Source organism: Kocuria atrinae, assembly GCF_039531425.1.
GTDB classification, from domain to species: Bacteria; Actinomycetota; Actinomycetes; order Actinomycetales; family Micrococcaceae; genus Kocuria; species Kocuria atrinae.
Map to the genome: position 1 here is coordinate 1 of NZ_BAAAQA010000026.1, position 22,751 is coordinate 22,751.

14 protein-coding genes are annotated in these 22,751 nt (G+C 63.7%); 6 read left to right on the top strand and 8 right to left on the bottom strand.

Annotated features, from left to right (window positions below):
* Positions 1-125 precede the first annotated feature (125 nt).
* A complete protein-coding gene (locus tag ABD283_RS11825) occupies positions 126-503 on the bottom strand; it encodes a hypothetical protein (RefSeq protein ID WP_344225206.1) in 378 nt (125 codons plus the stop codon).
* Between the two features lie 660 nt (positions 504-1,163).
* Here ABD283_RS11825 and ABD283_RS11830 point away from each other — a divergent pair.
* Complete coding sequence (locus ABD283_RS11830) at positions 1,164-2,402, top strand: VWA domain-containing protein (RefSeq protein WP_344225207.1); 1,239 nt, start codon at positions 1,164-1,166, stop codon at positions 2,400-2,402.
* A 116-nt stretch (positions 2,403-2,518) separates the two neighbouring features.
* On the opposite strand, the gene purH is transcribed toward ABD283_RS11830, so the two are convergent.
* From purH to ABD283_RS11845, 3 genes are all read right to left on the bottom strand, one after another.
* Positions 2,519-4,129 (bottom strand): bifunctional phosphoribosylaminoimidazolecarboxamide formyltransferase/IMP cyclohydrolase, encoded by a 1,611-nt coding sequence (gene purH, locus ABD283_RS11835; RefSeq protein ID WP_344225208.1) that lies wholly within the window; start codon positions 4,127-4,129, stop codon positions 2,519-2,521.
* 53 nt (positions 4,130-4,182) lie between these two features.
* Positions 4,183-4,776 (bottom strand): phosphoribosylglycinamide formyltransferase, encoded by a 594-nt coding sequence (gene purN, locus ABD283_RS11840; protein ID WP_344225273.1) that lies wholly within the window; start codon positions 4,774-4,776, stop codon positions 4,183-4,185.
* Positions 4,777-5,220: 444 nt separating this feature from the next.
* The gene (locus ABD283_RS11845; RefSeq protein ID WP_344225209.1) at positions 5,221-7,023 is read right to left on the bottom strand and encodes a cell division protein PerM; all 1,803 of its coding nucleotides are present in this window, start codon (positions 7,021-7,023) and stop codon (positions 5,221-5,223) included.
* A gap of 102 nt (positions 7,024-7,125) precedes the next feature.
* Between ABD283_RS11845 and ABD283_RS11850 the strand changes: the two genes are divergently transcribed.
* Together ABD283_RS11850 and ABD283_RS11855 are read left to right on the top strand one after the other, a co-directional pair.
* Positions 7,126-8,280: a glycosyltransferase family 4 protein gene (locus ABD283_RS11850; protein WP_344225210.1), complete on the top strand. Its 1,155-nt coding sequence runs from the start codon at positions 7,126-7,128 to the stop codon at positions 8,278-8,280.
* A 259-nt stretch (positions 8,281-8,539) separates the two neighbouring features.
* On the top strand, positions 8,540-8,836 hold the full coding sequence (locus tag ABD283_RS11855) for a hypothetical protein (protein WP_344225211.1): 297 nt from the start codon (positions 8,540-8,542) through the stop codon (positions 8,834-8,836).
* Positions 8,837-8,903: 67 nt separating this feature from the next.
* Here the strand turns inward: ABD283_RS11855 and ABD283_RS11860 are convergent, their stop codons facing one another.
* From ABD283_RS11860 to ABD283_RS11875, 4 genes are all read right to left on the bottom strand, one after another.
* Positions 8,904-10,490 (bottom strand): GMC family oxidoreductase, encoded by a 1,587-nt coding sequence (locus ABD283_RS11860; RefSeq protein ID WP_344225212.1) that lies wholly within the window; start codon positions 10,488-10,490, stop codon positions 8,904-8,906.
* Positions 10,491-10,544: 54 nt separating this feature from the next.
* Positions 10,545-12,038, bottom strand: coding sequence for an aldehyde dehydrogenase family protein (locus tag ABD283_RS11865; RefSeq protein ID WP_344225213.1), 1,494 nt, complete (start codon positions 12,036-12,038; stop codon positions 10,545-10,547).
* Entirely contained in the window at positions 12,035-14,197 is a 2,163-nt protein-coding gene (betT, locus tag ABD283_RS11870) for a choline BCCT transporter BetT (RefSeq protein ID WP_344225214.1), read from the bottom strand. The genes ABD283_RS11865 and betT overlap by 4 nt, the downstream gene beginning before the upstream one ends.
* 164 nt (positions 14,198-14,361) lie before the next feature.
* On the bottom strand, positions 14,362-17,499 hold the full coding sequence (locus tag ABD283_RS11875) for a hypothetical protein (RefSeq protein ID WP_344225215.1): 3,138 nt from the start codon (positions 17,497-17,499) through the stop codon (positions 14,362-14,364).
* Positions 17,500-17,649: 150 nt separating this feature from the next.
* On the opposite strand from ABD283_RS11875, the gene ABD283_RS11880 reads away from it, so the two are divergent.
* From ABD283_RS11880 to ABD283_RS11890, 3 genes are all read left to right on the top strand, one after another.
* A complete protein-coding gene (locus ABD283_RS11880; protein WP_344225216.1) occupies positions 17,650-20,643 on the top strand; it encodes a DEAD/DEAH box helicase in 2,994 nt (997 codons plus the stop codon).
* A 156-nt stretch (positions 20,644-20,799) separates the two neighbouring features.
* Positions 20,800-21,345: a TY-Chap domain-containing protein gene (locus ABD283_RS11885; RefSeq protein WP_344225217.1), complete on the top strand. Its 546-nt coding sequence runs from the start codon at positions 20,800-20,802 to the stop codon at positions 21,343-21,345.
* A gap of 96 nt (positions 21,346-21,441) precedes the next feature.
* Entirely contained in the window at positions 21,442-22,659 is a 1,218-nt protein-coding gene (locus ABD283_RS11890; protein ID WP_344225218.1) for a benzoate/H(+) symporter BenE family transporter, read from the top strand.
* Positions 22,660-22,751: the final 92 nt, after the last annotated feature.

Consider the following 22,751-nt stretch of genomic DNA (forward strand, 5'->3'; position numbering starts at 1 on the left):
TACCGGGAACAGGCCCTTGCCGTATAGGCTCTAACCGCTAGACCAGTCCAACTACTGGGGACCAGTTCATTTCGAACGACCGGGGATTCGTCATGAACGCTGGTCGCGTTCGAGGTAGTGATCTTTCAGCAACCGGACTGCGCCGTAGCCTTTCCATGACCCAACAAGTCCAGTGCCGGGTATGCCAAGAAGTTGATCGGCTGCGTCACGGTGTACGCCAAGCTGGTCAGGAAGCCCCTGGGGCTCGAGAAGGTATTGGAGTAGATGTTGCTCGCGGTGCTGGTGAAGTTGTTCAAATCACCGATGTGGCTGTTGAAGTTCCGGTTGAAGAATGAACCGAATTCCCCGGTGCCCTGGCACGTCGGAACAACCCATTCCGAGTGCGACGGGTAGGTGTACCCCGGGCCGAACCACGAGAACGCCTGTGCCGGCGCGGCCGCACCGAAGGTCATTCCAGCGGCAACGACGACTGCAGCACCCGCACGTGCAATACGATTTTTCATTGGATCTTGCGCCCCCTAAAGCAGCAATGTTGACGCCGCGGCAAGCCGTCCGCCCAAGACCGCCCTCCCCGGCTGAGTACCCCTCGGGCACCCATGTTAAAAGGTAGCCAAGCGCCGATCCCGATCTAGTCAAAGAACTGTCCACACTTTGGTGGTCAGTTGTCACCCGAGTGAGACACACGACACCGCACCCGGCGGGAACGGGCAATAATCGGTGGGATCGTCGTATCAATGGGTTCGAGGGAGACAGCATGAACGTCCAGAGCACGCGCCGTGCTCGGCGCGATGCCGAACGCACCCGTCGCAGCGGCCGAACGGCCGTGGCCGGGGGGTTGGCGATCCTGCTCCTCGGTGGCATGGGCTTGGGGTTCGTGGTCTTCGACGATGCCCAGCAGGCATCCGGTCCTACCGTTCCCTCTGAATGCAGCAGCACTCAACGCGTCCCGGTCATCACCGACCGGACCATGGCTGAAGTGCTCGAGCAGAAGCCCGTGGATCCCGGTTCCTGCATCGTGCTGGAAACCACCCGGCAAAGTGAAGACCCCACCGGACACACCGAACCTCGACAGGACATGTCGGCGGGCGTCTGGATCCCCGCCTCCAGCGCGTTCTTCCCCACAACCCCGGAAACGAATCGATTCACGGTGCACACCGACTTCCTTGGCCAGCACTTTACCGGTGGTGGTGGCCCCCGAACACACGAGGGACTTCACAACCTGGACGGAGATTATCGGCGACAGCTCAGTACTGATGGGCAATCCGCTGCACAACAGTGCCGCACATGCTGCCGCCCGCTCGGCTGTGGCCGAAGTCCAGAACGACACCGTCTCCAAACAGCAACTGACGCAGGCCGTTGTCTCTCGCACGGTATCCGGCGATTCCGGTCAACCGACGACAGACGAAGCAGAACTTCTGGAGAACTCCGTGAACCAGGGGCGCAGTGTGGTGGTTTCCGAGGAGAATTTCTTGGATTTCGCCAAGACTCATCCGCGTGGTGACGAAGTGCGCGCCCTGGTCCCCGACTCGGGGGCGTGGTTGTTGGACTATCCCCTGCTCGTCCCGTCAGAAGCCGCTCACCGGAATGAAACCATCGCCCAGGCCGCTGACGAAATCGCGTCCTTCTTGACGTCGGAATCCGGCCGGGAGGTCTTGGCGGAACAGAGTTTGCGGGGCAAGGACGGCAGACGGGTGCCCGACTCACGTTCGGCGCCCATGTCCCAGCGTTTGTCGGTCGAGGACGAACTGGACTGGAATCGTCTGATGACCACCTGGGGCCGCCAGACCTCTGCCCACAACGCGCTCTACGTATTGGATGCCTCGGACAGTATGGGCAGCGAGAATCCGCCGGCCCACCGCTCGTACTGGCGGACCGCCGTGGACTCCACGGTCATTCGTCTGCAATTCATCCCCACGAGGGATTCGATCGGACTGTGGCGCTCGGCGGCCACGGAAGACTCGGACCGCACATCACAAGAGTTGGTCCCCATCCGTCGCATGGATGAATACGTGGACGGTACTCCGCAACGGAAGGAACTCCAGGACGCCTTGGCGCGGGCCAACTACGAAGAGGACGTCCCATCCGGTCTGTACGCCACGACCCTGGATGCCTTCCGCGAGGTCAAGGCCAATTATCGCGAGGGCGCGGTGAACTCCGTGGTGATCATCAGCAGCGGTTCCAGTGACCGTGGAACCGCTTCCGAGCTCAGCTCGTTGGTCCGCACACTGAAGCAGGAACAGGATCAGGACAAGCCGGTCCACATCGTGACCATGGCTATCACCGATGGCGATCCGCCCCAGGACCTCAGCGAGATTGCCGAGGCAACCGGCGGCACGTCCCATTCTGCGGCCACTCTGCAGGACATCCAGGAGCGCTACTTACATACACTGTCGACCTATTAATCGGGCACGGAAACTTGTCAGTACTACGCGCTGAGGGCGCGGCACCCGTCCGGGTACCGTGCCCTCAGAACATTCCGCCCCACCGTCGGGGCCGGTCAACTCTTGCGATTGCCGACTCAGTGGAAGAAGTGGCGAGCTCCGGTGAAGTACATGGTCACACCGGCTGCCTGTGCAGCCGCGACTACTTCTTCGTCACGGATTGAACCGCCGGGCTGCACCACCGCGCGCACACCGGCGTCCAGCAGCACCTGCAGACCGTCCGCGAACGGGAAGAACGCGTCCGACGCCGCTACGGCACCGCGAGCGCGCTGGGCGCCGTCCTCCGCCAGAGAGTTGGCACGTTCCACGGCCAGCTTGCAGGAATCCACTCGGTTGACCTGCCCCATGCCGATCCCCACGGAGGCACCGCTGTCTGCCAGCAGGATGGCGTTGGATTTCACGGCGCGCAGCGAGCGCCAGGCGAACGTGAGGTCCGCCAGTGTCTGCTCGTCGGCGGGTTCACCCGAGGCCAGCGTCCAGTTGGAGGGGTCATCGCCCGGGGCATCCAGGCGATCGGCTTGCTGGAACAACGCACCGCCGGACACCGCGCGGTACTCCAGGGGATCCCGTCCGAAGCCTTCCGGGAGTTCGAGCAGGCGGATGTTCTTCTTGGCCTGCAGGATCTCCAGGGCCGCCGGCTCGAAGCCCGGTGCCACCACGACCTCCGTGAAAATGCCCTTGAGGGTTTCAGCCATGGCCGCGGTCACGGTGCGGTTGGCCGCAACCACGCCGCCGTAGGCGGACAACGGGTCGCACGCGTGCGCCTTGCGGTGCGCATCGGCAATGGAGTCTTCAGCGTTCGGAGAAGCCACTGCCACACCGCACGGATTGTTGTGCTTGACCACGGCCACCGCGGGCAGATCGTAGTCGTAGGCGGCGCGCAAGGCGGCGTCTGCATCCACGTAATTGTTGTAGGACATGGCCTTGCCGTGGAGCTGCTCGGCTTGTGCGATACCCGGCGATGCGGCGTCGTCGACGTAGAGGGCCGCCTTCTGGTGGGGGTTCTCGCCGTAGCGCAGGGACTCCGCGCGCTGGAACGCAAGGCCGGCGTAGGGCGGCCAGAAGTTGGCGTCCGTGTTCGTCTCGAACTGCTGTGCGGTCCAGGTGGCCACCGCGGTGTCGTAGGCCGCGGTGTGCGCGAAGGCGGTGGCCGCGAGCTTCCGACGTGCGGCCAGGTCGTAGCCGCCGCCCTGGGCCGCGTTGATCACGTCCGGGTAGCTGGCGGGATCCACGACCACGGACACGGCAGCGTGGTTCTTGGCCGCGGCGCGCACCATGGACGGGCCGCCGATATCAATCTGTTCGACCACGTCGTCCTGAGCCGCGCCCGAACGCACGGTATCCACGAACGGGTAGAGGTTTACGACCACCAGGTCGAAGTGCTCGATCTCGAGCTCTTTCAACTGGTCCACGTGGTCCTGCTTGCGGCGGTCGGCCAGAATGCCGGCGTGTACGCGCGGGTGCAGAGTCTTGACGCGGCCGTCCAGGCATTCCTGGAAGCCGGTGATGTCGGCAACCTCGGTCACGGGCACGCCCGCCTGAGAGATCCGCTGTGCTGTGGAACCGGTCGAGACGATGCTCACCCCGGCTTCGTGCAGGCCGCGCGCCAACTCCTCCAGACCCGTCTTGTCGTACACGGAAATCAAGGCGCGTTTGAGGGGTACACGGTCCAGCTGAATTGAATTCACAAAAACTCCAGGAGAGGTTGGGTTGGGTGGGTGGCGCCGGGGCCAGGAAAAGTCTACGACTGCTCCTCGATGGGCAGGTCAAAATTGACGTCACGGCTCAGCGCGGCCAATGCGTTGACGAGGAGACCGCGCTCAGCGGACTTGATGCGTTCGTGAAGTGAATCCTCGGTGTCTTCCGCCCTGACCGGCACGGCGACCTGCGCCAGGATGGGACCCGCATCCACGTCGGCCACGACTTCGTGCACGGTGGCGCCGGTGACCTTCACGCCGTAGTTCATGGCGTCACGCACCGCGTGTGCCCCCGGGAACGAAGGTAGCAACGAGGGATGCGTGTTGATGATCCGGCCGGCGAAACGCTCCACCAGCTGGGCATCCACAATGCGCATGAAACCCGCGAACACCACGCGGTCCGGAGCGTAGTTGGCGATGGCTCGCTCCAGGCTCCGGTTCCACTGTTCGCGCTCCGGGTAGTTCGCCAGCGGGACCAGGAACGTATCGATCCCTGCGGCCTCAGCACGTTCCAGACCGACACAGGGTTTGTCTGCGCCCACCGCCACGATGTCAACGTCCACATCGCCCTTGTGAAGAGCGTCGATGATTGCCTGCAAATTGGTACCGGAACCGGAAACCATGACCACGAGTCGCATACCAATCATGCTAACGATTTTCTGTGGTCCGACCCGCCCCTGCCGCTGCCTTACAGTGGAGATCATGCAGGATTCCGAAAGCCCCGACACAGCACACGCGTCCTCCCGTTTGAGGCTTTCCGGACTGGCAGCCGCTTTGGCGCTGCTGTCCTCCGCGTTGGTCACCGGTCACGTGTGGTCCACCGCCGTGGGCGTGGTCATGGCACTCGCGGCAGTGGTCCTGGGCATCGTGGTCCTGAGCACGTCCCGTAAGGTGCAGTCGCGGTTCTTCATCACGTTCCTGGCCATCCTGGCCATTGTGTGGGGCGCGTTCAACGCCTTCGGGGGCGGCGCTCGTTTGGCCGTGTGGCCGGCCTCACAGGTTTACCAGGAATGCGTTGATTCTGCGTTGACACTGTCCTCAACGAGTCACTGCGAGCGCCAGCTCACGGACAATATCTGGAACTATCTCTCCGGATCTGAACTGGAAACCGGACCCGCCGAGTCCTCCCCGGCTTCCGCCCCGTCCGAGTCAGCCGCACCGACAGAATCCTCGGAACCTACCGAGTCCCCCTCGGGCACGGCAACACCGTCACCGTCGCTGTCGTTGACCCCCGCTGAATCCGCGTCGCCCGGTTCCTGAGCGGTCATAGCCGTTGAGCCCTGGGCATCCCAGGGCGCCAACCGAGCAGCCTTGCGTTTCGCTGATTTCTTGGCGGCTCGTTTGTCACGGGCCTCTGCCTTCTTAGCCTGCTTCGCCTCGGCCTTCGCGGCCTTCTTGGCCGCCCGGGCGCTCCCCTCGGCGTCACCATCGTGCTCGTCTTGAGCGTCGGGATCCGACACGTCCTCGGTCGTATCCTCCAGGGAACTGTTCCAGGGGTTCTTTCGATACCCCTCGCGCTCGAGCCAAGGTCCCAGAACGTAACCGATCACGCCGCCGGCGGTGATCTCGGCACCTGTCCACAGGAACACGTGCCATGGATTGGGGCCGATATCCGTCAGCCTGCCCAAACCCAACGAACCGTGGGACAGCCACGCCAGCAGGGCCACGAGGCCAGCGCCGATTGCAGCGATGAACGCCACCGTCAGCACCGTGGACAGTAAGAATGTGAACCACCGCATGGGAAGCCGAATGGCCATCCAGTCGTCCAGGTGGTTCTCTCCTTCGCGCAAGAACCACCAGCCCGCGAGAACTCCGGCCAGGACCGGCAACACCACCACGGCTGAGGCGTACAGCCACGGTTCCCCCTCGGGCAGCGCAGCGAACGGCGGGAAGTGCGGCAATGCTCCCAACGCGTTCTCGAACGGGGAGGTGATCGTGCCCTCCCCCACGGAGAATCCGGCGCCACTGGCCCACGCGGCGGCCCACACGATCATGTTGGGCAGATAACCGAGCTGCAGAGCGGTCAGGGCAGTATCCCCGGCCGCGCCCGTACCCAGTTCTTGGTACACGGAGATGATGCCGTCCCAGTTCCACACCAATGCCACCGCTGTCAGCAGAGCACCAGCGGCGATCACGGCCACCGCGGACAAAAAGCCCGCGCGCACCACGGCCCACACGTAGGATCCGGCCCAGCGCGAATACTGACTGGTCCGCTGGATCCATGACGCGGCGTCGGCACCCAGCACGGCAGTCAAGGAACGAGAAACACTCCATCCGCCCACGAGAGTGCCCAGGCCGGCTGGAATCAAGGGGAACAACGCTCCGGCCAGCACGCTCGCCGAGACATGTTCGGTGCTGCTCACGAGCGCAACCAAGGCCCCGATAAGGGCGTAGGTGATCATGCCGGCAATGAACGGTTTGAGGAACTGTCCGCGCCAGCACGCCCGTGCAATCCGTCGGCCTGCGATGACCGCCAGCCCGAACGGAATCAGTGTCAACCCCAGCGGCACCAATGTGAGTGTTCCGCCGCCGGAAGACAGATCGATCCCTTGGATGGCCGCCATGGTCAACGGGGTGCAGTGGGCCACCAGCCATACCTGGCCCGCCAATTGCAAACCGCCCAGCGCGCCCAGGGAATCGAAACCTCCCGCCAGCCACACCGCCGCCATCAGCAGTCCGGTGAGCAACAGGCCGACGGCCGCCACTGCCAGTAGCTCGATGACACCCTGCAGCCACAAGGGCATGGGGAACCCGTCCTCGGAGCCGCTCCGTTCGGAATCGGCCGAGTCCTGAGGCGTGGGTGAATGACCGGGGGCACCGTCCTCGCGGCGTTGCAACCGCTCGCGGGCCCCCGAAAGCGTGCGGGAGAAAGTGGGGAAGTTCATCGCCTCCATCTTTCCACGTCCCGACCGGAGTTGGTCCAGACTTCACCGAGAGGTCACCGGGGCGTGGAGAGCCGGTGACCCGTGGCAGCCACTGTATTAAATGTGAGAATCGCAGTGGTTGCCGAACAGTTCCTCCCCCACATCAACGGTGTGACACATTCCGTGGTTCGAGTCCTGGAGTATCTCCGGGCGCAGGGCCACGAGGCCATGGTCATTGCACCGTCCTACGAGAAGCTCGGAGCCCTGGGGTCCGTGGACACCATGGACGGGGTGAAAGTTCAGCGCATCGCATCCATCCCGCTGGCCGGATACCCGGATGTCCGAGTAGCCAGCTGTACCGTGGCTCGCATGCAGCGGATCCTGGCTCGGTTCCGGCCCGACGTGGTACACGTTGCCTCTCCCTTCGTCCTGGGCTGGCAGGCGATCCAAGCGGCCAAGAACCTGGGATTGCCCTGCGCATCCATTTACCAGACGGACGTGCCCGGTTACGCCGCGCGCTACGGAGCCCCCGTTCTGGAGAACGTCCTGTGGGGCCATGTGCGCAACATGCACAATTCCTCCACCGTGACGCTGGCGCCGTCCACGGCGTCCATCACGCAGCTGCACGAGCACGGTATTCAGCGGGTGCGGATGTGGCGCCGTGGCGTGGACACCCGCCGGTTCAATCCGGCTCGCCGCGATCACCAGTGGCGTGAGCGAGTGGGTGGCGGGCGAAAGCTCGTGGGATATGTGGGTCGGCTGGCACCCGAGAAGCAGGTGCAAGATCTCGTGGTTCTGGATTCGTTGCCGGACACCCGATTGGTGATCGTGGGTTCCGGGCCCGAGAAGGAAAAGCTCCGCATGCTGCTCCCCAACGCCTACTTCGTGGGGTTCCTGGACGGGGACGAGCTGGCCACCGCCATGGCCTCCTTGGACGTGTTCGTGCACCCCGGTGAACACGAAACGTTTTGTCAGACGATTCAGGAAGCCATGGCCAGTGCCGTCCCCGTGGTGGCGGTCGGACGCGGCGGGCCCGTGGACCTCGTGGACTCGTCCCGCAACGGGTGGCTCTACAAACCTGGCGACACCGAGATGCTTCGTGACCGGGTACAGGACCTGGTGGGCGACAACGCCAAACGGGCCGCCTTCTCCAGTACTGCGTACGACACCGTGCAGACGCGCACCTGGACCGCCGTGTGTGATCAGCTCATGGAGCATTATGCACAAGCACGCATCGTGGCATCCCGTGCGCGCAGGTTGTCCACAACAGCCCTCTGACTCGTAGCGCGCAAACAATGAGTTGATTAACTTTTGGTGACGTTATGCGTCATCCCCTGGCTTGCCATGCGCCGGACCCGTTACGCTCTAATCCAGCTTCTCGAGATGCGCTCTGGTGCCCGGTCCGAAAAACCGGGTACCTGCTGGGCTCCAACCCGGCGTACGCCAACCCTTGGTTCAGGGGTGGATTGGATGACGAAGCGGCTGTGGCGCAACCGCGGGCGCAGCAAGGACCTCCCTGTACAAAGGCACAACACTGATGAAGAACATTAAACAACTACGCACAAAGACCGAGTCCCCCCGAGAACAATGGGTCGATGTCACCGTCGATATCGACCTCGACCACCAACTGGTGCGTCTCATTGAGTCCAATGGGGACATTCATGAATACGTGAGCAACAACGTTCGTGCCCTGGCCCACGCAGCCGCCCACAACCGCGGTCGCGCCCAGTGGTGCGAGAAGTACCAGCAGCTACTGGTTCCCGGAGCCTCAGACGTCTCCGGCGGCATTCCGTTCTACAAACTGGAACCGAAACCGGTGGCGCTCAGCGCCTGATCAGGACCAAACACGTGAGGCCCGGCACCAAGAGTGCCGGGCCTCATCCGTGTCCTGGAAGGCGGGTCTACCGTGCTGCCGCCTGCTGATCCTGTGCGATCAGTTCAGCAGCACGTTCACCGATCATGTACACGGTGATGTTGGGGTTCACGGTGACCAGTTCCGGCATCACGGAGGCATCGGCCACGCGCAGGCCGCTCACGCCCTTGACCCGCAACTGCGGATCCAGCGGCGATTCCTGGTCCTCGACCGGCCCCATACGGCACGATCCTGCGGGGTGGTACACCGTGTTGTGGGTGCGGCGGATGTAATCGGCGATCTCCTCATCCGTCTGCACGTCCTGCCCCGGGAACAATTCCTCCCCGGCCCATTCCGAGAGGCCGGGCTGGGAGACGATCTCACGCGCCTTGCGAATACCCGCGGTCGCGATCCGCATGTCGTATCCCTCGGGGTCGGTGAAGTACCGCGGATCCACCCGGGGCTTGTCCCGGTAGTCCCGCGAGCGCAATCGCACGGTGCCGCGTGAACGGGCGTGCGTGACATTGGGGGTCAGGCAGAATGCGTTGTCCGCGGTGGGGTATCCCTGGCGGTAGGTGTGCATGTCGAAGTTCACGCTGCCGTAGTGCATCATCAGATCCGGGCGATCCAGCCCCTCGTCCACCTGGGCGAACAGGCCGATCTCCCACCACTGGGTGGAATCCTCGACCATGGGCTTCTTGGCCTCCCACTGGATCACGACCTCCGGGTGGTCCTGCAGGTGCGATCCGACACCCGGGGAGTCCACCAACACGTTCACCCCCACCTCGGAGAGGTGCTCGGCGGGGCCGATGCCGGACAGCATCAGCAGCTTGGGGGTGTCGATGGCGCCGGCCGAGACGACGACCTCCCGGTTGGCGGTGATCACGTGCGCGCGTCCGAAGGCGTTGTCCGTGACCTCCACTCCGGTGGCCCGCCGATTCTCGTCGAACAGCACGCGCTTGGCCTGGGTGCCCGTCAGGATCGTGAGATTCTCACGGTTCTTGATCGGGTGGAGGTAGCTCACCGAAGACGATGAACGGGTGCCGTCCTCGCGCGCGTTGATCTGGAAGAAGTTGCCGCCCTGGGTCACCGTCTTGCCGGTGTTGAAGTCCGCGCGCGGAATACCGGCCTGTTCGGCGGCGTCGAGCACGGCCACACCGCACGGGTCCACGGCGGGTACCTGCCGCAACCGCACCGGGCCCTCGTGGCCGTGGTGGGCTCCGGAGTCCTCGTTGTTCTCGAGTTTCTGGTACAGGCGGAAGGCCGTTTCGGCGTTCCATCCCTCGGCCCCGAACTTCGATTCCCACTCGTCCATGTCCTCGGCGGGCGCCCAGAAAGCGATGCACGAGTTGTGTGAGGAACAGCCGCCCAGCACCTTGGCCCGAGCCATCCGCATGTGGGAGTTACCGTTTTCCTGCGGTTCGATCTGGTAATCCCAGTCGTAGCCGGACTCCAGTAGTTCCATCCAGCGGTTGAGGGTCAGCACCTCGGGTACGTTCTCGTCGTGGGCGCCTGCCTCGAGCAGCGCTACGGTTACGTCCGGGTTCTCGCTCAGGCGGGCCGCGATCACGGCTCCGGCGGAACCTGCGCCAACAACAATGTAATCGTAGGTTGCCACGCTTTCGGTGGTGGTCATGATGTCTCCCATCGTTGAGTCAACAGTGTGCTTGCTGCGGTTCGGCCGAGCGGCTCAGTGCTCGGCGAACCAGCCGGTCACCGCGGGACGGGTGTTGTGGTAGATGTGCTTGGTTTCCTGGTATTCGGCCAGACCGTGGAAGCCCAGTTCGCGGCCCACGCCGGACTGCTTCATACCGCCCCATTCCGCCTGGGGCAGATACGGTCCGAAGTCATTGATCCACACGGTTCCGTGGCGCAGTTTGCCCGCCACGCGCTGGGCGCGGCCCGCTGCCTGGGTCCACACTGCGCCGGCCAGGCCGTAGTTGGTGTCGTTGGCGATCTCGATGGCCTCTTCCTCGGTACGGAAAGTTTCCACGGTCACGGTGGGGCCGAACGCCTCATCGTGGACACAATCCATCTCACGCGTGCACTGGTCGATCACGGTGGGCAGGTAGAATACGCCCTTGCTCAGCTCCAGGGACCCGTCCGCCGAGGGGCCTTCGGCGAACTTCCCACCGCAACGCACCCGCGCACCTTGCTCGCGAGCCCGCTCCACGTAGGCGTGGACCTTGTCGCGGTGAGCTTCGGAGATCAGCGCACCGGTTTCGGCCTTCTCGTCGAACGGCCCACCCAGCTGAATCTGTTCGGCCCGACGCACCAGGTCGGTCACGAACTTCTCGGCAATGGATTCCTCGATCACCAGGCGCGCACCGGCGGAGCAAACCTGCCCGGAGTGGATGAACGCGGCGTTGAGGGCGTTGTCCAGAGCGGCGTCGTAATCGGCGTCCGCGAAGATCACGTTGGGGTTCTTACCGCCCAGCTCGAGGGCCACCTTCTTGACCGTCGACGCCGCCTCGGCAGCGATTACTCGACCGGTCACCAGGCCACCGGTGAAGGAGACCAGGTCCACCCGCGGGTCGTTGGACAGCGGCGCGCCCGCCTGGGCACCCGCGCCCAGCACCAGGTTGCCGACACCGGCGGGGAGTCCGAGGTCAGCGAGCACCTGCAGCATGAGGATCGAGGTGTGCGGGGTGAGTTCTGCCGGCTTGAGCACGAACGTGTTTCCCGCGGCCAAGGCCGGCGCGATCTTCCACGCCGCCTGCAGCAGCGGGTAGTTCCAGGGAGTGATCATCCCGCACACACCCACGGGCTCGTGAACCACTCGGCTGAGTACGTCCTGGTCACCCGCATCGATGATGCGACCGGCGTCCACGGCCGCGATCTTGCCGAAATACTCGAAGCAGTCCGCGATGTCGGACATGTCCTGGCGCGACTCTTCCATCCGCTTGCCCGTGTCCTTGGACTCGGCCAGAGCGAATTCTTCCGAGCGCTCTCGCAGGGTGTCCGCCACGCGCAGCAGGAACTGACCGCGTTCCGGGGCTGGGACGCGGGCCCAACGTTCGTCGTCCGCGGCCGCTCGCGCTGCGGCGATGGCGCGCTCGGTGTCCTTGCTCGTGGCCTCGGCGACCACAGCCACCTCGGTGCCGTCCGCGGGGCATGTGATGGTCCTGGTACCGCCCTCGATAGCGGGGACCCACTGGCCGTCGATGTACAGGGTGTTACTCATCGTGTTTCCTCCTGGGGTTCAGAGAAATCTTCGCTCCACGTAATGGTCTCAGACGTGGTCAGACCAATCTGGGTACTTCCGGGGTGTTCCTGGTTGATTCGGATGAATTCCAGGTGACGTTCGTAACCGTCCAGAGCGTCGTTGATCAATTGTTCCTGGGTGTATCCAAGCACGTCGTAGCCCATTGAGCCGGTCGCCGTGAACACCTCCAAGCGGTAGTACAGGTCCGAGTCCGGGTTGGTGCGGAACCCGCCGAAGCCCGGCGTGGGGAATGCCACGGGGTACACCTGGTAAGTGAAATCACGTTCCGGGGCCAGGTTCACGTGCATGCACACCTGATCCACGGGCGAGTTGTCCGGAATGGACGTGCATTCGACCGTGACGTCCACTCCCGATTCGCGCAGCTCCACGGCCAGCGTATTGAGGGCGGGCGCGGCGACGTCGTGAACGTAGCGTTGTGCGGTGCGGGCACCCGGGTAATTGCCCAACCTGGTCAGTCGCGAGCGCCAGTGGGTCTCGCGACCCGTTCGCCCGGCAACGGCCGAGCGGCTGGCCGTAGCGTTCGACGCCGCGGTACTCGCCTCCACGCGGAGCGCTCGCCACAAACCGACCATGATCAGGTACATGACGATGGAGAAAGGTAGCCCCATGATCAATGTGGCGTTCTGCAGCGTGGTCACACCGCCCACCAGGAGCATGGCCAATGTCAGCACACCGGTACCGACCGCCCAGAACACGCGCAGCCATTTGGCGCCGTCCTGGTTGGGGTCATCGATCTTGGACGTGAAGTTACTCATGACCAATGCGCCGGAGTCCGCCGAGGTCACGTAGAACAGCAGACCGGTGAAGGTCGCGATGGAGGCCGCGATGGTTGCTCCGGGGTACTCGGCCAGAAGCGAGTAGAAGGCGCGTTCGGGAGTGCTCATCGCGACTTCGCCAAAGACATTGTCGCCACCGACCACGAGATCCAGTGCCGAGTTACCGAAAATCGAGATCCACAGGAGAATGAACGCGAACGGGACCGTCATGGTGCCCACCACGAACTGACGCAGCGTGCGGCCGCGGGAGATGCGCGCCAAGAACAAGCCGACGAACGGAGCCCACGCGATCCACCAGGCCCAGAAGAACAGGGTCCAGCCGCTCATCCATTCCTGGGGCGCCTCGAACGCGAACGTGTTCAGGGTCATGTCCGGGAAGCGTGCCAGGAAGTCACCGATGTTCATGACAATGGCGTCCAGCAGGAACGCCGTGCGGCCGGTGACCAACACGTACAGCATGAGCCCGATGGCCAGAATGATGTTCAGCTCGGACAACCGGCGAATACCCTTGTCCACGCCGGAGACGCACGAGGCGACCGCCATCAGCACACCCAGAGCGATCAATGCGGACTGCACGGCCAGGTTTTCGGGGATTCCGAACAGGTACTGCAGACCGAAGTTCAACTGCACCACACCGATACCCAGCGAAGTGGCCACGCCGAAGATCGTTCCCAAGAGGGCCGCGGTGTCCACGGCATCTCCGGCAACACCGTGGATGCGCTTACCGATCAACGGGTACAGGGCAGACCGGATACTCAGCGGCATACCGAACCGGTAGGCGAAGTACCCGAAGGCCATACCCATCAGGGCATACATGGCCCAGCCCGTAATGCCGTAGTGGAACAGGGTCCACACGACTGCCTGGCGGGCCGCTTCCAGGTTCTGGCCGTCACCGACCGGCGGTGCGTAGTACTGGGTGACCGGTTCGGACACGGAGAAGAACATCAGATCCACGCCGATACCGGCCGCGAACAACATGGCGGTCCACGTGAACATGTTGAACTGTGGCTTCGCGTGATCGGGGCCCATCTTGATATTGCCCTGTTTGCTAACGGCCACGACCACCACGAACACGATGACCAGGGTGGCGGTGAGAATGTAGAACCACCCCAGATGGGTGGCCACCCAGGCAACGACACCGCCAATCACGGTATCTGCCTGCTCGGGGGCGACAATGGCCCAGATTGAAAAGGCGATGATGAGAATGCCAGAGGCGATCAGGACACGCCAGTTGACGGAGATCGGGGACTTCTGCTGAGGCGACGCCTCAGCAGGTAGATCGGACTGAGCTGAGGTTGATGATCCGGAATCAGGGCTGGGAATGGTCGAGGAATCACTCATGGTTACGTTCGCAGATTCGGGCCGGACGCTGGACGACCCGGGGGCTAGAGACGTCTGGTTACTACTCAGTATTCAGATACAGCTGTTTCTACTGTAGCTGAACCCAACGCGAAAGCGCCGCCCTGGTGAGCAGGGCGGCGCTTTCACCGTTCACACGTGTTCGATCACGCGAGCAGCTTGGCCACCAGCGCGCTCGCGAATTCATCGGAGATGTCCCCGTAGTTCAGCGAGAAGTCCTCGTCCACCTTGGTCGGCAACAGGCCCGAACACAGCACGGCCGCACGAGCGTACAACCCGGGTAGCTCCGCCCCGATCGGCACCGACAGCAACTGCAGCTCCGAGTCATAACTGACCAGCGGCGTACCGTGATCGCGAGCCGCCAGGTGCTTACCCAGGGCCGAGGAGACCGGGCGCGCGTGGCCGGATGCGACGTCGGCCTCGGTGCGGTAGGCGTACCGGGTGCGATGGTGGTGATTGATGCGGAACAAGCCCGCCTGGTTGCGATCCTCCGTGGCCTGCCAGGTGGCGTCCTTCGGAACGAAATGCTCCGCAACCCCGTTGTACTGCATCTCGATCAACGGCAATGAATCCACCACGGAGGACAGCGGCGGCAGGGTGTCTAGCATGATGGGGCCGGCCTCGTAGACCACGTCGCACATGCCGTCCGGAAGCTCATCCCGCAGTGCGTCCAGATCAACCTCCTGCAGTAGGGTGGTCGCATGGTCCTCCGGGGAAAGCACCACGACCTCCGCGCCGAGCGCCTCGGCGGCCGCCGTCACGGTTTCCTCCTGCTCTGCCCGCCAACCGCCGGTGAGCAGCACGGAGCCGTCCACCAACTGGGTCAGCGCTGGGGAGCACACCTGCCAACGGCGCACCGTCCAGCTGCCGTCGCGGATGACCTCCAGGAAACCCAGCGCCTGCAGATGGCCCACAAACCATTCCTCGAAGCGCTCCGAGTCCTCGGACTGGCGGGCAATGATCGATAGGCTGCCTCGCTTGCCACCGCCCAGGAACGTCAACGCGTCCTTCAGCGGTGCCCACGAATCGGGGTAATCGCTGTAATCCGGACCAATGAACTGCAGAGACTCCACGGTTCCGGTCTGACCGACCGCGGAAAGTTTGGTGAGTCGTCCGGGATAACGCTTGGTCAGGCCGCAGTGACGGCAACGGCCGAAGATCCACGGCGCCTTGGCCTTGGGATCCATGGGCGGCAGGATCACTTTGTGTTTGCCCGTGACCAAACAGGACGCCCCCTCCGGCGCGGGCAATTCGTTACTGCGCTCGGGGTACATGAGCCCCTCGGCAGAGTGCCAGCCCGCGACCTCGGGGACCTCCACGTCAAGGGATTCGGATGCCAATTCCACCGAATCCATGTTGTCGAAGGAACCCTGCACGTATTCGTCGGGAAGTTCATCCAACGTGGTGGCCGTGACGGGCCACAGAGGCTCCTGCGCCACGTGCACCATTTCCCCCTCGTAGCCCAGGGAACGCTGGGTGATGTAGAAGGAACTGTCCCGAACGCGGAATTCCAAACGCTGTTTCACCGTGCGACCGGCCTTGAGCACCAACGTGTAGTCGTTGGGCTTGAGCGTCTTGTTCTCCCGCATCAGGTCCGAGCCTTCCAGACTCACCTGGAACGGTGGGACCCTGGGCGCGGAAAGTTTGGTGGACATCAGCTTGAACGAGTGCGGATTCCGCCATTCGCATTCCAGCGACAGCGGATCGTCCGATTCCGAGGTCACGGTGATCTGCGGTGGACGCGACGCCGAGAACCGATCCACGTCACCGGGAATCCGCAACCCGCCGGACAGCGTCACGGCCGGCACCAGCCGCGGCACGAGCCCGGAGAAGTTGTCGTTGACAGTGAGCATGGGGTCACCCGCGCGCAGTACCTGGACGTCGTCGAACAGCACCCAGTCCTCGGGCAGTCCGTTCTCGCCGGGGCCCACCACGCGGTAGTCCGGAGAGGCCGAGTCGTCCAGGATCGCCCGGATCTGTTCGACCCATTCCGGCTTGTTCTGCACCATGATGCGGCTGGGCCAGGCCGCCGGAATATGGTCCACCGAGATGAACGTGTCCGAGTAGGCGTCCTTCGCGAAGACCACGACCGGACGCGGATTACGGATGATCTCGGTGTCCCCGTTGGACAGCTTGAGCTCACCGGACAACAACGTTTCGCTGGACATGCGCGAGTTGTACGCGGAGATACCCAGATAGGCGTCACCGATATACGACAGGAACATGGTGCGCGGGCCGGCCTCGGTGGTCAGCTCCACTTCCCGTCCTGAAATCATGCGCTTGGGCACCACGAATCCGAGTTCGAAGATCGGGTTACCCACGTAGTCCGTGCCGTCGGTCATGGACAGGCTGACACTGCGCGGACCCAGGTGGCGGGAAGCCCGGCGCTCCGTGGCAACCGCAATCGTGGCGTCATCGTCGCGGGAAGATTCCCACGCGCCCAGCTGTGCCAAGGCGACCTGCAGGCCGGCGTCGCGAGTGAGCGGGTTGGACCAGATCCGACGCATGCCCTTGGACACGTCCGTGTCCGCGATATCGAGCCAGAAGTCCACGTAAATACCCAGTTCCTGGGCACTCATTCCCTGCGCGGTGGTCAGTTCGAGGTCTTCGAACATGCGGTGCAACTGCCGCAGCTCGGCCTCACCGAACATGGTCTGGGACAGCGCCAGCCCCACCGGGCGGTGATTCACTGCGTAGGCGGAAGGCAGGCCGACCTGACCGTCGAACAGTTCCAACCAGTAGCGCAGTGCATCCCAGTACATCTCGGAGTCCTTGCGAACCGCGGTTTCCAAGGCCTTGGCGTTGTCCTGACCGGCCTGCAGCAGAACGGCCAGCGGGAGGTAGAACGCGGAGACGGACTTATTACCCGTGCGTGCAGCCAGTGCGGACATGTGCCGGCCGGCCAGGGAGAACAGGGCAAGCAGCGCGACCACGGGCGGCGGACCGATCCTGTTGAGGTCGTTGAGTTGCCGCCTGGACGCGCGGTACCAAGCCTCCGTCAGCTTGTTGAACGTGTCGAACATGGAGCGCCGCGAGCCGTCAGCCACCAACAAGGGTGTGACGGAATCGGCCATGGCCCGCAGTGCGGAGGGGCCGTCCAGCCCGAATTCGGCGCCGATGATCTCTAATGTTTTGTCGTCAAGGTCCAGGTGGACCAGTTCACCGGAAGCCTGTGTGCCGAAGAAGGCCCTGGCCACAGCGTCGTTCCAGCGTAGATACTCGACTTCTTGGGGTCCCGATGCAATGGCGTGGTCTCCCGTGTGGAGCCCGGCGGCGTCTGCCACAAATCCTCCGTCTGCGCCCAGCGGCGCGGTGAAAATAAATCAGGTTCTTGTCGATTATAGGTTTCCGACGCCGCCGCGAGACCCCGCGCGACAGTCGCCCTCACCACACGCGGACTTTGCGTGTCGCCGGAGGGCGGTACGGTAATTGGCATGGATGGTGACGTACATTTCGCGAGCGCTCGGCCCACCGGGCTCACAACCGACTGGCGTAGCGAATTGTCCCGCATTGTCCCGGGGTCCGACGATGATCGGGTGGTGACGGACCCGGAGGATGGCCCCTCGGTCGCGTTGGAGCTCAACCTGTCCCGCGTCCAGCACCGCGGCCCCCGGGCTTGGCAGCAGGACCAGAACGCCGTGCCGGTCACGCTCACTGCTCAACCGGTACTGCGCGGGCAACGTTCCGGGTGGATCCACACCGGTATCGACTGGGGCAATTTGGCCAACCACACCAGGTCAGGGCGGCTCACTGAGGATCAGTTGGACTGGTTCGAGGAACTACGTGCGCTGTCCGAATCGCACCGGGGTTCTTACGCCGTGGACCGCCATCAGCTGCATATGGAGCGCTATACCTCTCCCCTGTTGTGGCCCATCCTGAATCGGGCCGAGGCCCTGGGAATTCCTCTGGTTTCACAAGGTACCGGTCAGCCCGTGCAAGTGGGGCCGGCGGGTCGGTTCGAGGTCAGCGTCAGCTCGGACGAGAACGGGGCGCTCAAGCTCTTTCCCCAATTGATCATGGGTGAGAGCGAGATCCCGCTCCACTGGACCCGGATCATTGGCCAGCCCGGACACGGGCTGTTCTTCCCCGAGGCGGAACCCCGCGAACTCGAGTTGGCGGATGACCTCAACCAGTTCCCGTTGCACTTGGTCCCGCTGGCCACGCGGTTGAACCAACAGCAACGCTCGTTCCTTGACCGAGCGGAGGAGCTGACCATTCCTCGGGACGGCGTGGACGAGTTCTTCGAGCGCTACTTCCCACGCTTGCACCAGAGCATGGACATCACCGCCACGGACGGTTCCCTTGAATTGCCCCAGGTCGCCGACCCCGAAATGGTGCTCACCGTGCATCACGACGACCTCACGGAACGCGTGGAGTGGGAATGGGAATACCAGAAGGGCCGCGAACGCATCAGGTTGCCTTTCCGCCCCCTGAACCCGCTCGCGGACGAACCCGTGAACCGCGAGTCACGGTGGGAGTCCTCGGTCGTTCAAGCCGTGCACCGCAGAATTCCTGAGTTGGACTTCAAACGCAGTTCCTATGCCGCATCGGATGCGCTGCGGTTCATCCGCGTGTGGCTCCCCCTCTTGCGCAAGGTTCCTGACCTACGCATCGAGGAGAGCGGCGGCATTCCCGCCTACCAGGAAGTGACCGGCGCCCCGGAGATCACCGTGTCCACCGCGCCCACGGAACACCGGGACTGGTTCGGGTTGGGCGTCACCATCAAGGTGGGAGAGCACTACGTTCCCTTCGCGGATATCTTCCAGGCCCTGGACGTCGGCCAGGACGTCATGCTCATGCCCGATGGCTCCTATTTCCCGCTGGACCGTCCCGAATTCGTGCGGCTCAAGCAACTGATCGCCGAGGCCCGCTCTCTCCAAGAGGACAAGGACGCACCGCTGTCCCTCAACCGGTACCAAGCCGGATTGTGGGAACAGTTCGAGGACATTGCCACCGACACCCACCAGGCCGAACAATGGCGCAACGGCGTGCGAGCGCTGGCCAACCTGCAGGAAATTCCCGCCCCCGTGGAGCCGGAGTCGCTCCAGGCCAATCTCCGCCCGTACCAGTACGAGGGGTACCGCTGGCTCAGTTTCTTGTGGGACCACTCGCTGGGCGGCATCTTGGCGGACGACATGGGCCTGGGTAAGACCGTCCAGACGATTGCCGCTATTCTCCGAGCCCGAGAGCTGGAGCCGGATCTTCCCCCGTTCCTGGTGGTGGCACCCACGTCCGTGGTGGCCAACTGGACCGCTGAGCTGAAGAGGTTCGCGCCGTCGTTGACCATCGAGACCATGAACTCCACGCGGCAGCATCTGCCCGATACGGCCAGCGGGGCGCACGTGGTGCTCACGTCCTACACGCTGCTCCGGTTGGAAGCGGACCTCTACCAGTCCCTCCCGTGGGCCGGTGTGATCATGGACGAAGCCCAATTCGTCAAGAATCCGCGCACCAAGGCGTACCGCGCCGTGAAAGATCTCTCGGCGCAGTTCAAGCTGGCCATCACCGGTACTCCCATGGAGAACAACCTCTCCGAGTTGTGGTCGCTGTTCTCGTTGACGGCGCCGGGACTGTTCCCCTCGAAGAAGAAGTTCACGGAGCATTACCAGACGCCCATCGAACGCGCCCAGGATCCCGAGGTGCTCACGCGGCTGCGGGCGCGCATCCGCCCCTTCATGCTCCGCCGCACCAAGGACGACGTCGATCTGCAGCTTCCTCCCAAGCTCGAGCACACGCAGCAGGTGGGCCTGAACGAAGCGCACCGCACCGCCTACGACCGGCGACTGCAGCGTGAACGCGCCAAGATCCTGGGGCTGCTGCAGAATTTCGACCGCAACCGGTTCACCATTTTCCAATCACTGACCACCCTGCGCATGCTCGCCCTGGACCCCGCGCTGGTGGATCCGGAGTCCACGGCGTCATCCTCCAAGCTGGACGCGTTGTTCGAACAATTGCCCCAGATCGTTGCGGAAGGCCACCGTCCCCTGGTGTTCAGCCAGTTCACGAGTTTCCTGAAACTCGTGGCCGCGCGCTTGGACGAGGCCAAGATCCCTTACAGCTACCTGGACGGCTCCACGCGCAATCGCGCTGGCGCTCTCGACAAGTTCCGCAGCGGCAGGGCACCTGTGTTCCTGGTCAGTTTGAAGGCCGGTGGTTTCGGCATCAACCTGACCGAGGCCGATTATTGCTACCTCCTGGACCCCTGGTGGAACCCCGCCACGGAGAACCAGGCAGTAGACCGCACCCACCGTATCGGGCAGTCCAAGAAGGTCATGGTGTACCGAATGGTCGCGGAGAACACCATTGAGGAAAAGGTCATGGAACTCAAGCAACGCAAGGCGGACCTGTTCTCCGCGGTGCTCGATGATGACCGCGCATTCTCCTCCGCCATTACGGCCAACGACATTCGTTCACTCCTCTCCCCCTGAGTCGTCCGCGCTGCGCGGAGTCATATTCGTGCGGGGTATCGACCGGGCCCACATGGATAGTTACCGTAAGCATCAGCGGCACACCCTGCTGCGAACAGTCTCCTCGGACTGTTCCCTCTGATCAGCCGCCGTTTTACCGCGTATGGAGTGAAATTCATGTCCCCCACCGTCAACCCGGAGACGCCAGTCCCCGGGGGCCGTCACAGACTCGAGCGGGCCGGCATCGGGGTGGTCGATATCACCGAAACATGTCAGGCGACCGCCGTGTGGGAGAAGCTCGAGGCGCTGTTCGCCAGCGCTATCGAGGAACTTCTGTGGAACGATTTCCTGGTGCTCGAGTACGACGGCGCTCCCTCGGATTCCGACACACCCGCTGCGTGGGTCCGCACCGGACCCGGCGGCGCAGAATGTGCGGTTAGCTCGGCCCACCAGTTGCCGCCCGAGGCGTGGCCCCACCGCACCGAGTTCTTCGACAACGCCGGCTGGAACCGTCCCCTGGCCACGGACCAACCGTGGACCTCTGGACCGCACGATCCGACGGAGGCATCCCACCGGATTCTGGCGGCCCTTCGACATGGCCGTTCGTGCGATGATCCCTATGCTTTCCACTGGGGTACGGGCAGCTTCCCCGTGCCGGAGGGCCGCACGGGCACGCTGACCGTGATCGACCCCGAGCAGGACCTCGCCGACACTGATATGTAAATCAGATAAAGTTCCACAGCATTCATATTTCCCCCGGTGTGATTTTCCCCATATGGTGAGCTGAGCCCACCGCACCGTCAACTCATCGGGAGAACCATGAGCACCGCCCCCCGGCCATCCCGGGACACACCGAGGAACTCACTCGGGAAGGACTGGTCCCTGTCCGCGACCCTCGCGGGATTCGTGGCCGTGGTCGTCTCCTACGCCGGACCGCTACTTGTGGTCCTCGAAGCGGCCCGGGCAGCTGGGTTGAGCACCGAGCAGACCGCGTCGTGGGTGTGGGCCATCTCCGTCGGATCCGGAATTACGTGCGTGCTGTGCAGCTGGTGGTTCCGGCAGCCGGTCATGGTGGCGTGGTCGATTCCCGGCGCGGCCCTTTTAATTACCTCGCTGGGTAATTTCTCCTTCTCTGACGCCATCGGTGCCTATATCGTCACCGCCGTGCTGGGTCTGATACTGGGTGTCACCGGCTGGTTCGGCAAAATTCTGGACGCCATTCCCAAACCCATTACCGCTGCGGTTCTCGCCGGTGTGCTTCTGCCCTTCTCGATCCAGGTGGCACCCTCGGTGGTCGAAAACCCGGCGCCCGCCGGCGCACTGGTGATCGGCTACCTTCTGGGCAAGCGCTTCCTCCCCCGGTACGCCGTATTCGTGGCCATGGGACTGGGCGTGGGGGTGGCCTGGCTGACCGGGGCCATCAATTCCGTGTCCCCCGATTTCAGATTAACGGTACCCGAGTTCACGATGCCCACTTTCTCGTGGGCCGCGATCGCAGGAATCTCCATTCCCCTGCTCATCGTGACCGCAGCCGGTCAGAATGCGCCCGGTCTGGCCATGATGAAGACCGCTGACTTCCCGCCCAATGACAGGGCACTGCTCGGTGCCAGCGGCATCGCGTCCATCATCTTCGCCCCGTTCGGATCGCACGCATTGAATCTCGCCGCTGTGACGGCGGGTATCGCCACGAGCCCCGAGGCCCACCCCGAACACCGACGCCGCTACGTTGCCGGAATCGCGTGCGGCGCCTTCTACATTTTGTTCGGCGCCTTCGCCTCCACGATCGTCACCTTGTTCTCCGCCATTCCTCCCGGACTCATTTCCGCGCTGGCGGGTGTCGCGCTGCTCGGAGCGCTCCAGGGCTCCATGTTCGATTCCATGCATCAGGGCAACCATCAGCCCGCCGTCATCGAGGCCGCGCTGATCACTCTTGTGGTCACGGTGTCCGGCATTCAGCCCTTCGGCATTGTGTCTGCGTTCTGGGGAATCCTGGTGGGCGTCGTCGCCTTCGCCATCCTGCGGCGTCGTCCGCGCTGACCGAAAGCCACCCGGGTCGAACCAGCCCGCCACGCGAACCGCGATGCGACCCTCGCTCGCGGTTCGCTCTCCTTTCGGATTCCCGAAACCCT

Bases quoted from the DNA above. Each gene is read 5' to 3' on its own strand.
- ABD283_RS11825 (WP_344225206.1), bottom strand. From the start codon at position 503: ATGAAAAATCGTATTGCACGTGCGGGTGCTGCAGTCGTCGTTGCCGCT.
- purN (WP_344225273.1), bottom strand. From the start codon at position 4,776: ATGCGACTCGTGGTCATGGTTTCCGGTTCCGGTACCAATTTGCAGGCA.
- ABD283_RS11845 (WP_344225209.1), bottom strand. From the start codon at position 7,023: ATGAACTTCCCCACTTTCTCCCGCACGCTTTCGGGGGCCCGCGAGCGG.
- ABD283_RS11855 (WP_344225211.1), top strand. From the start codon at position 8,540: ATGAAGAACATTAAACAACTACGCACAAAGACCGAGTCCCCCCGAGAA.
- ABD283_RS11860 (WP_344225212.1), bottom strand. From the start codon at position 10,490: ATGACCACCACCGAAAGCGTGGCAACCTACGATTACATTGTTGTTGGC.
- ABD283_RS11865 (WP_344225213.1), bottom strand. From the start codon at position 12,038: ATGAGTAACACCCTGTACATCGACGGCCAGTGGGTCCCCGCTATCGAG.
- betT (WP_344225214.1), bottom strand. From the start codon at position 14,197: ATGAGTGATTCCTCGACCATTCCCAGCCCTGATTCCGGATCATCAACC.
- ABD283_RS11880 (WP_344225216.1), top strand. From the start codon at position 17,650: ATGGATGGTGACGTACATTTCGCGAGCGCTCGGCCCACCGGGCTCACA.
- ABD283_RS11885 (WP_344225217.1), top strand. From the start codon at position 20,800: ATGTCCCCCACCGTCAACCCGGAGACGCCAGTCCCCGGGGGCCGTCAC.
- ABD283_RS11890 (WP_344225218.1), top strand. From the start codon at position 21,442: ATGAGCACCGCCCCCCGGCCATCCCGGGACACACCGAGGAACTCACTC.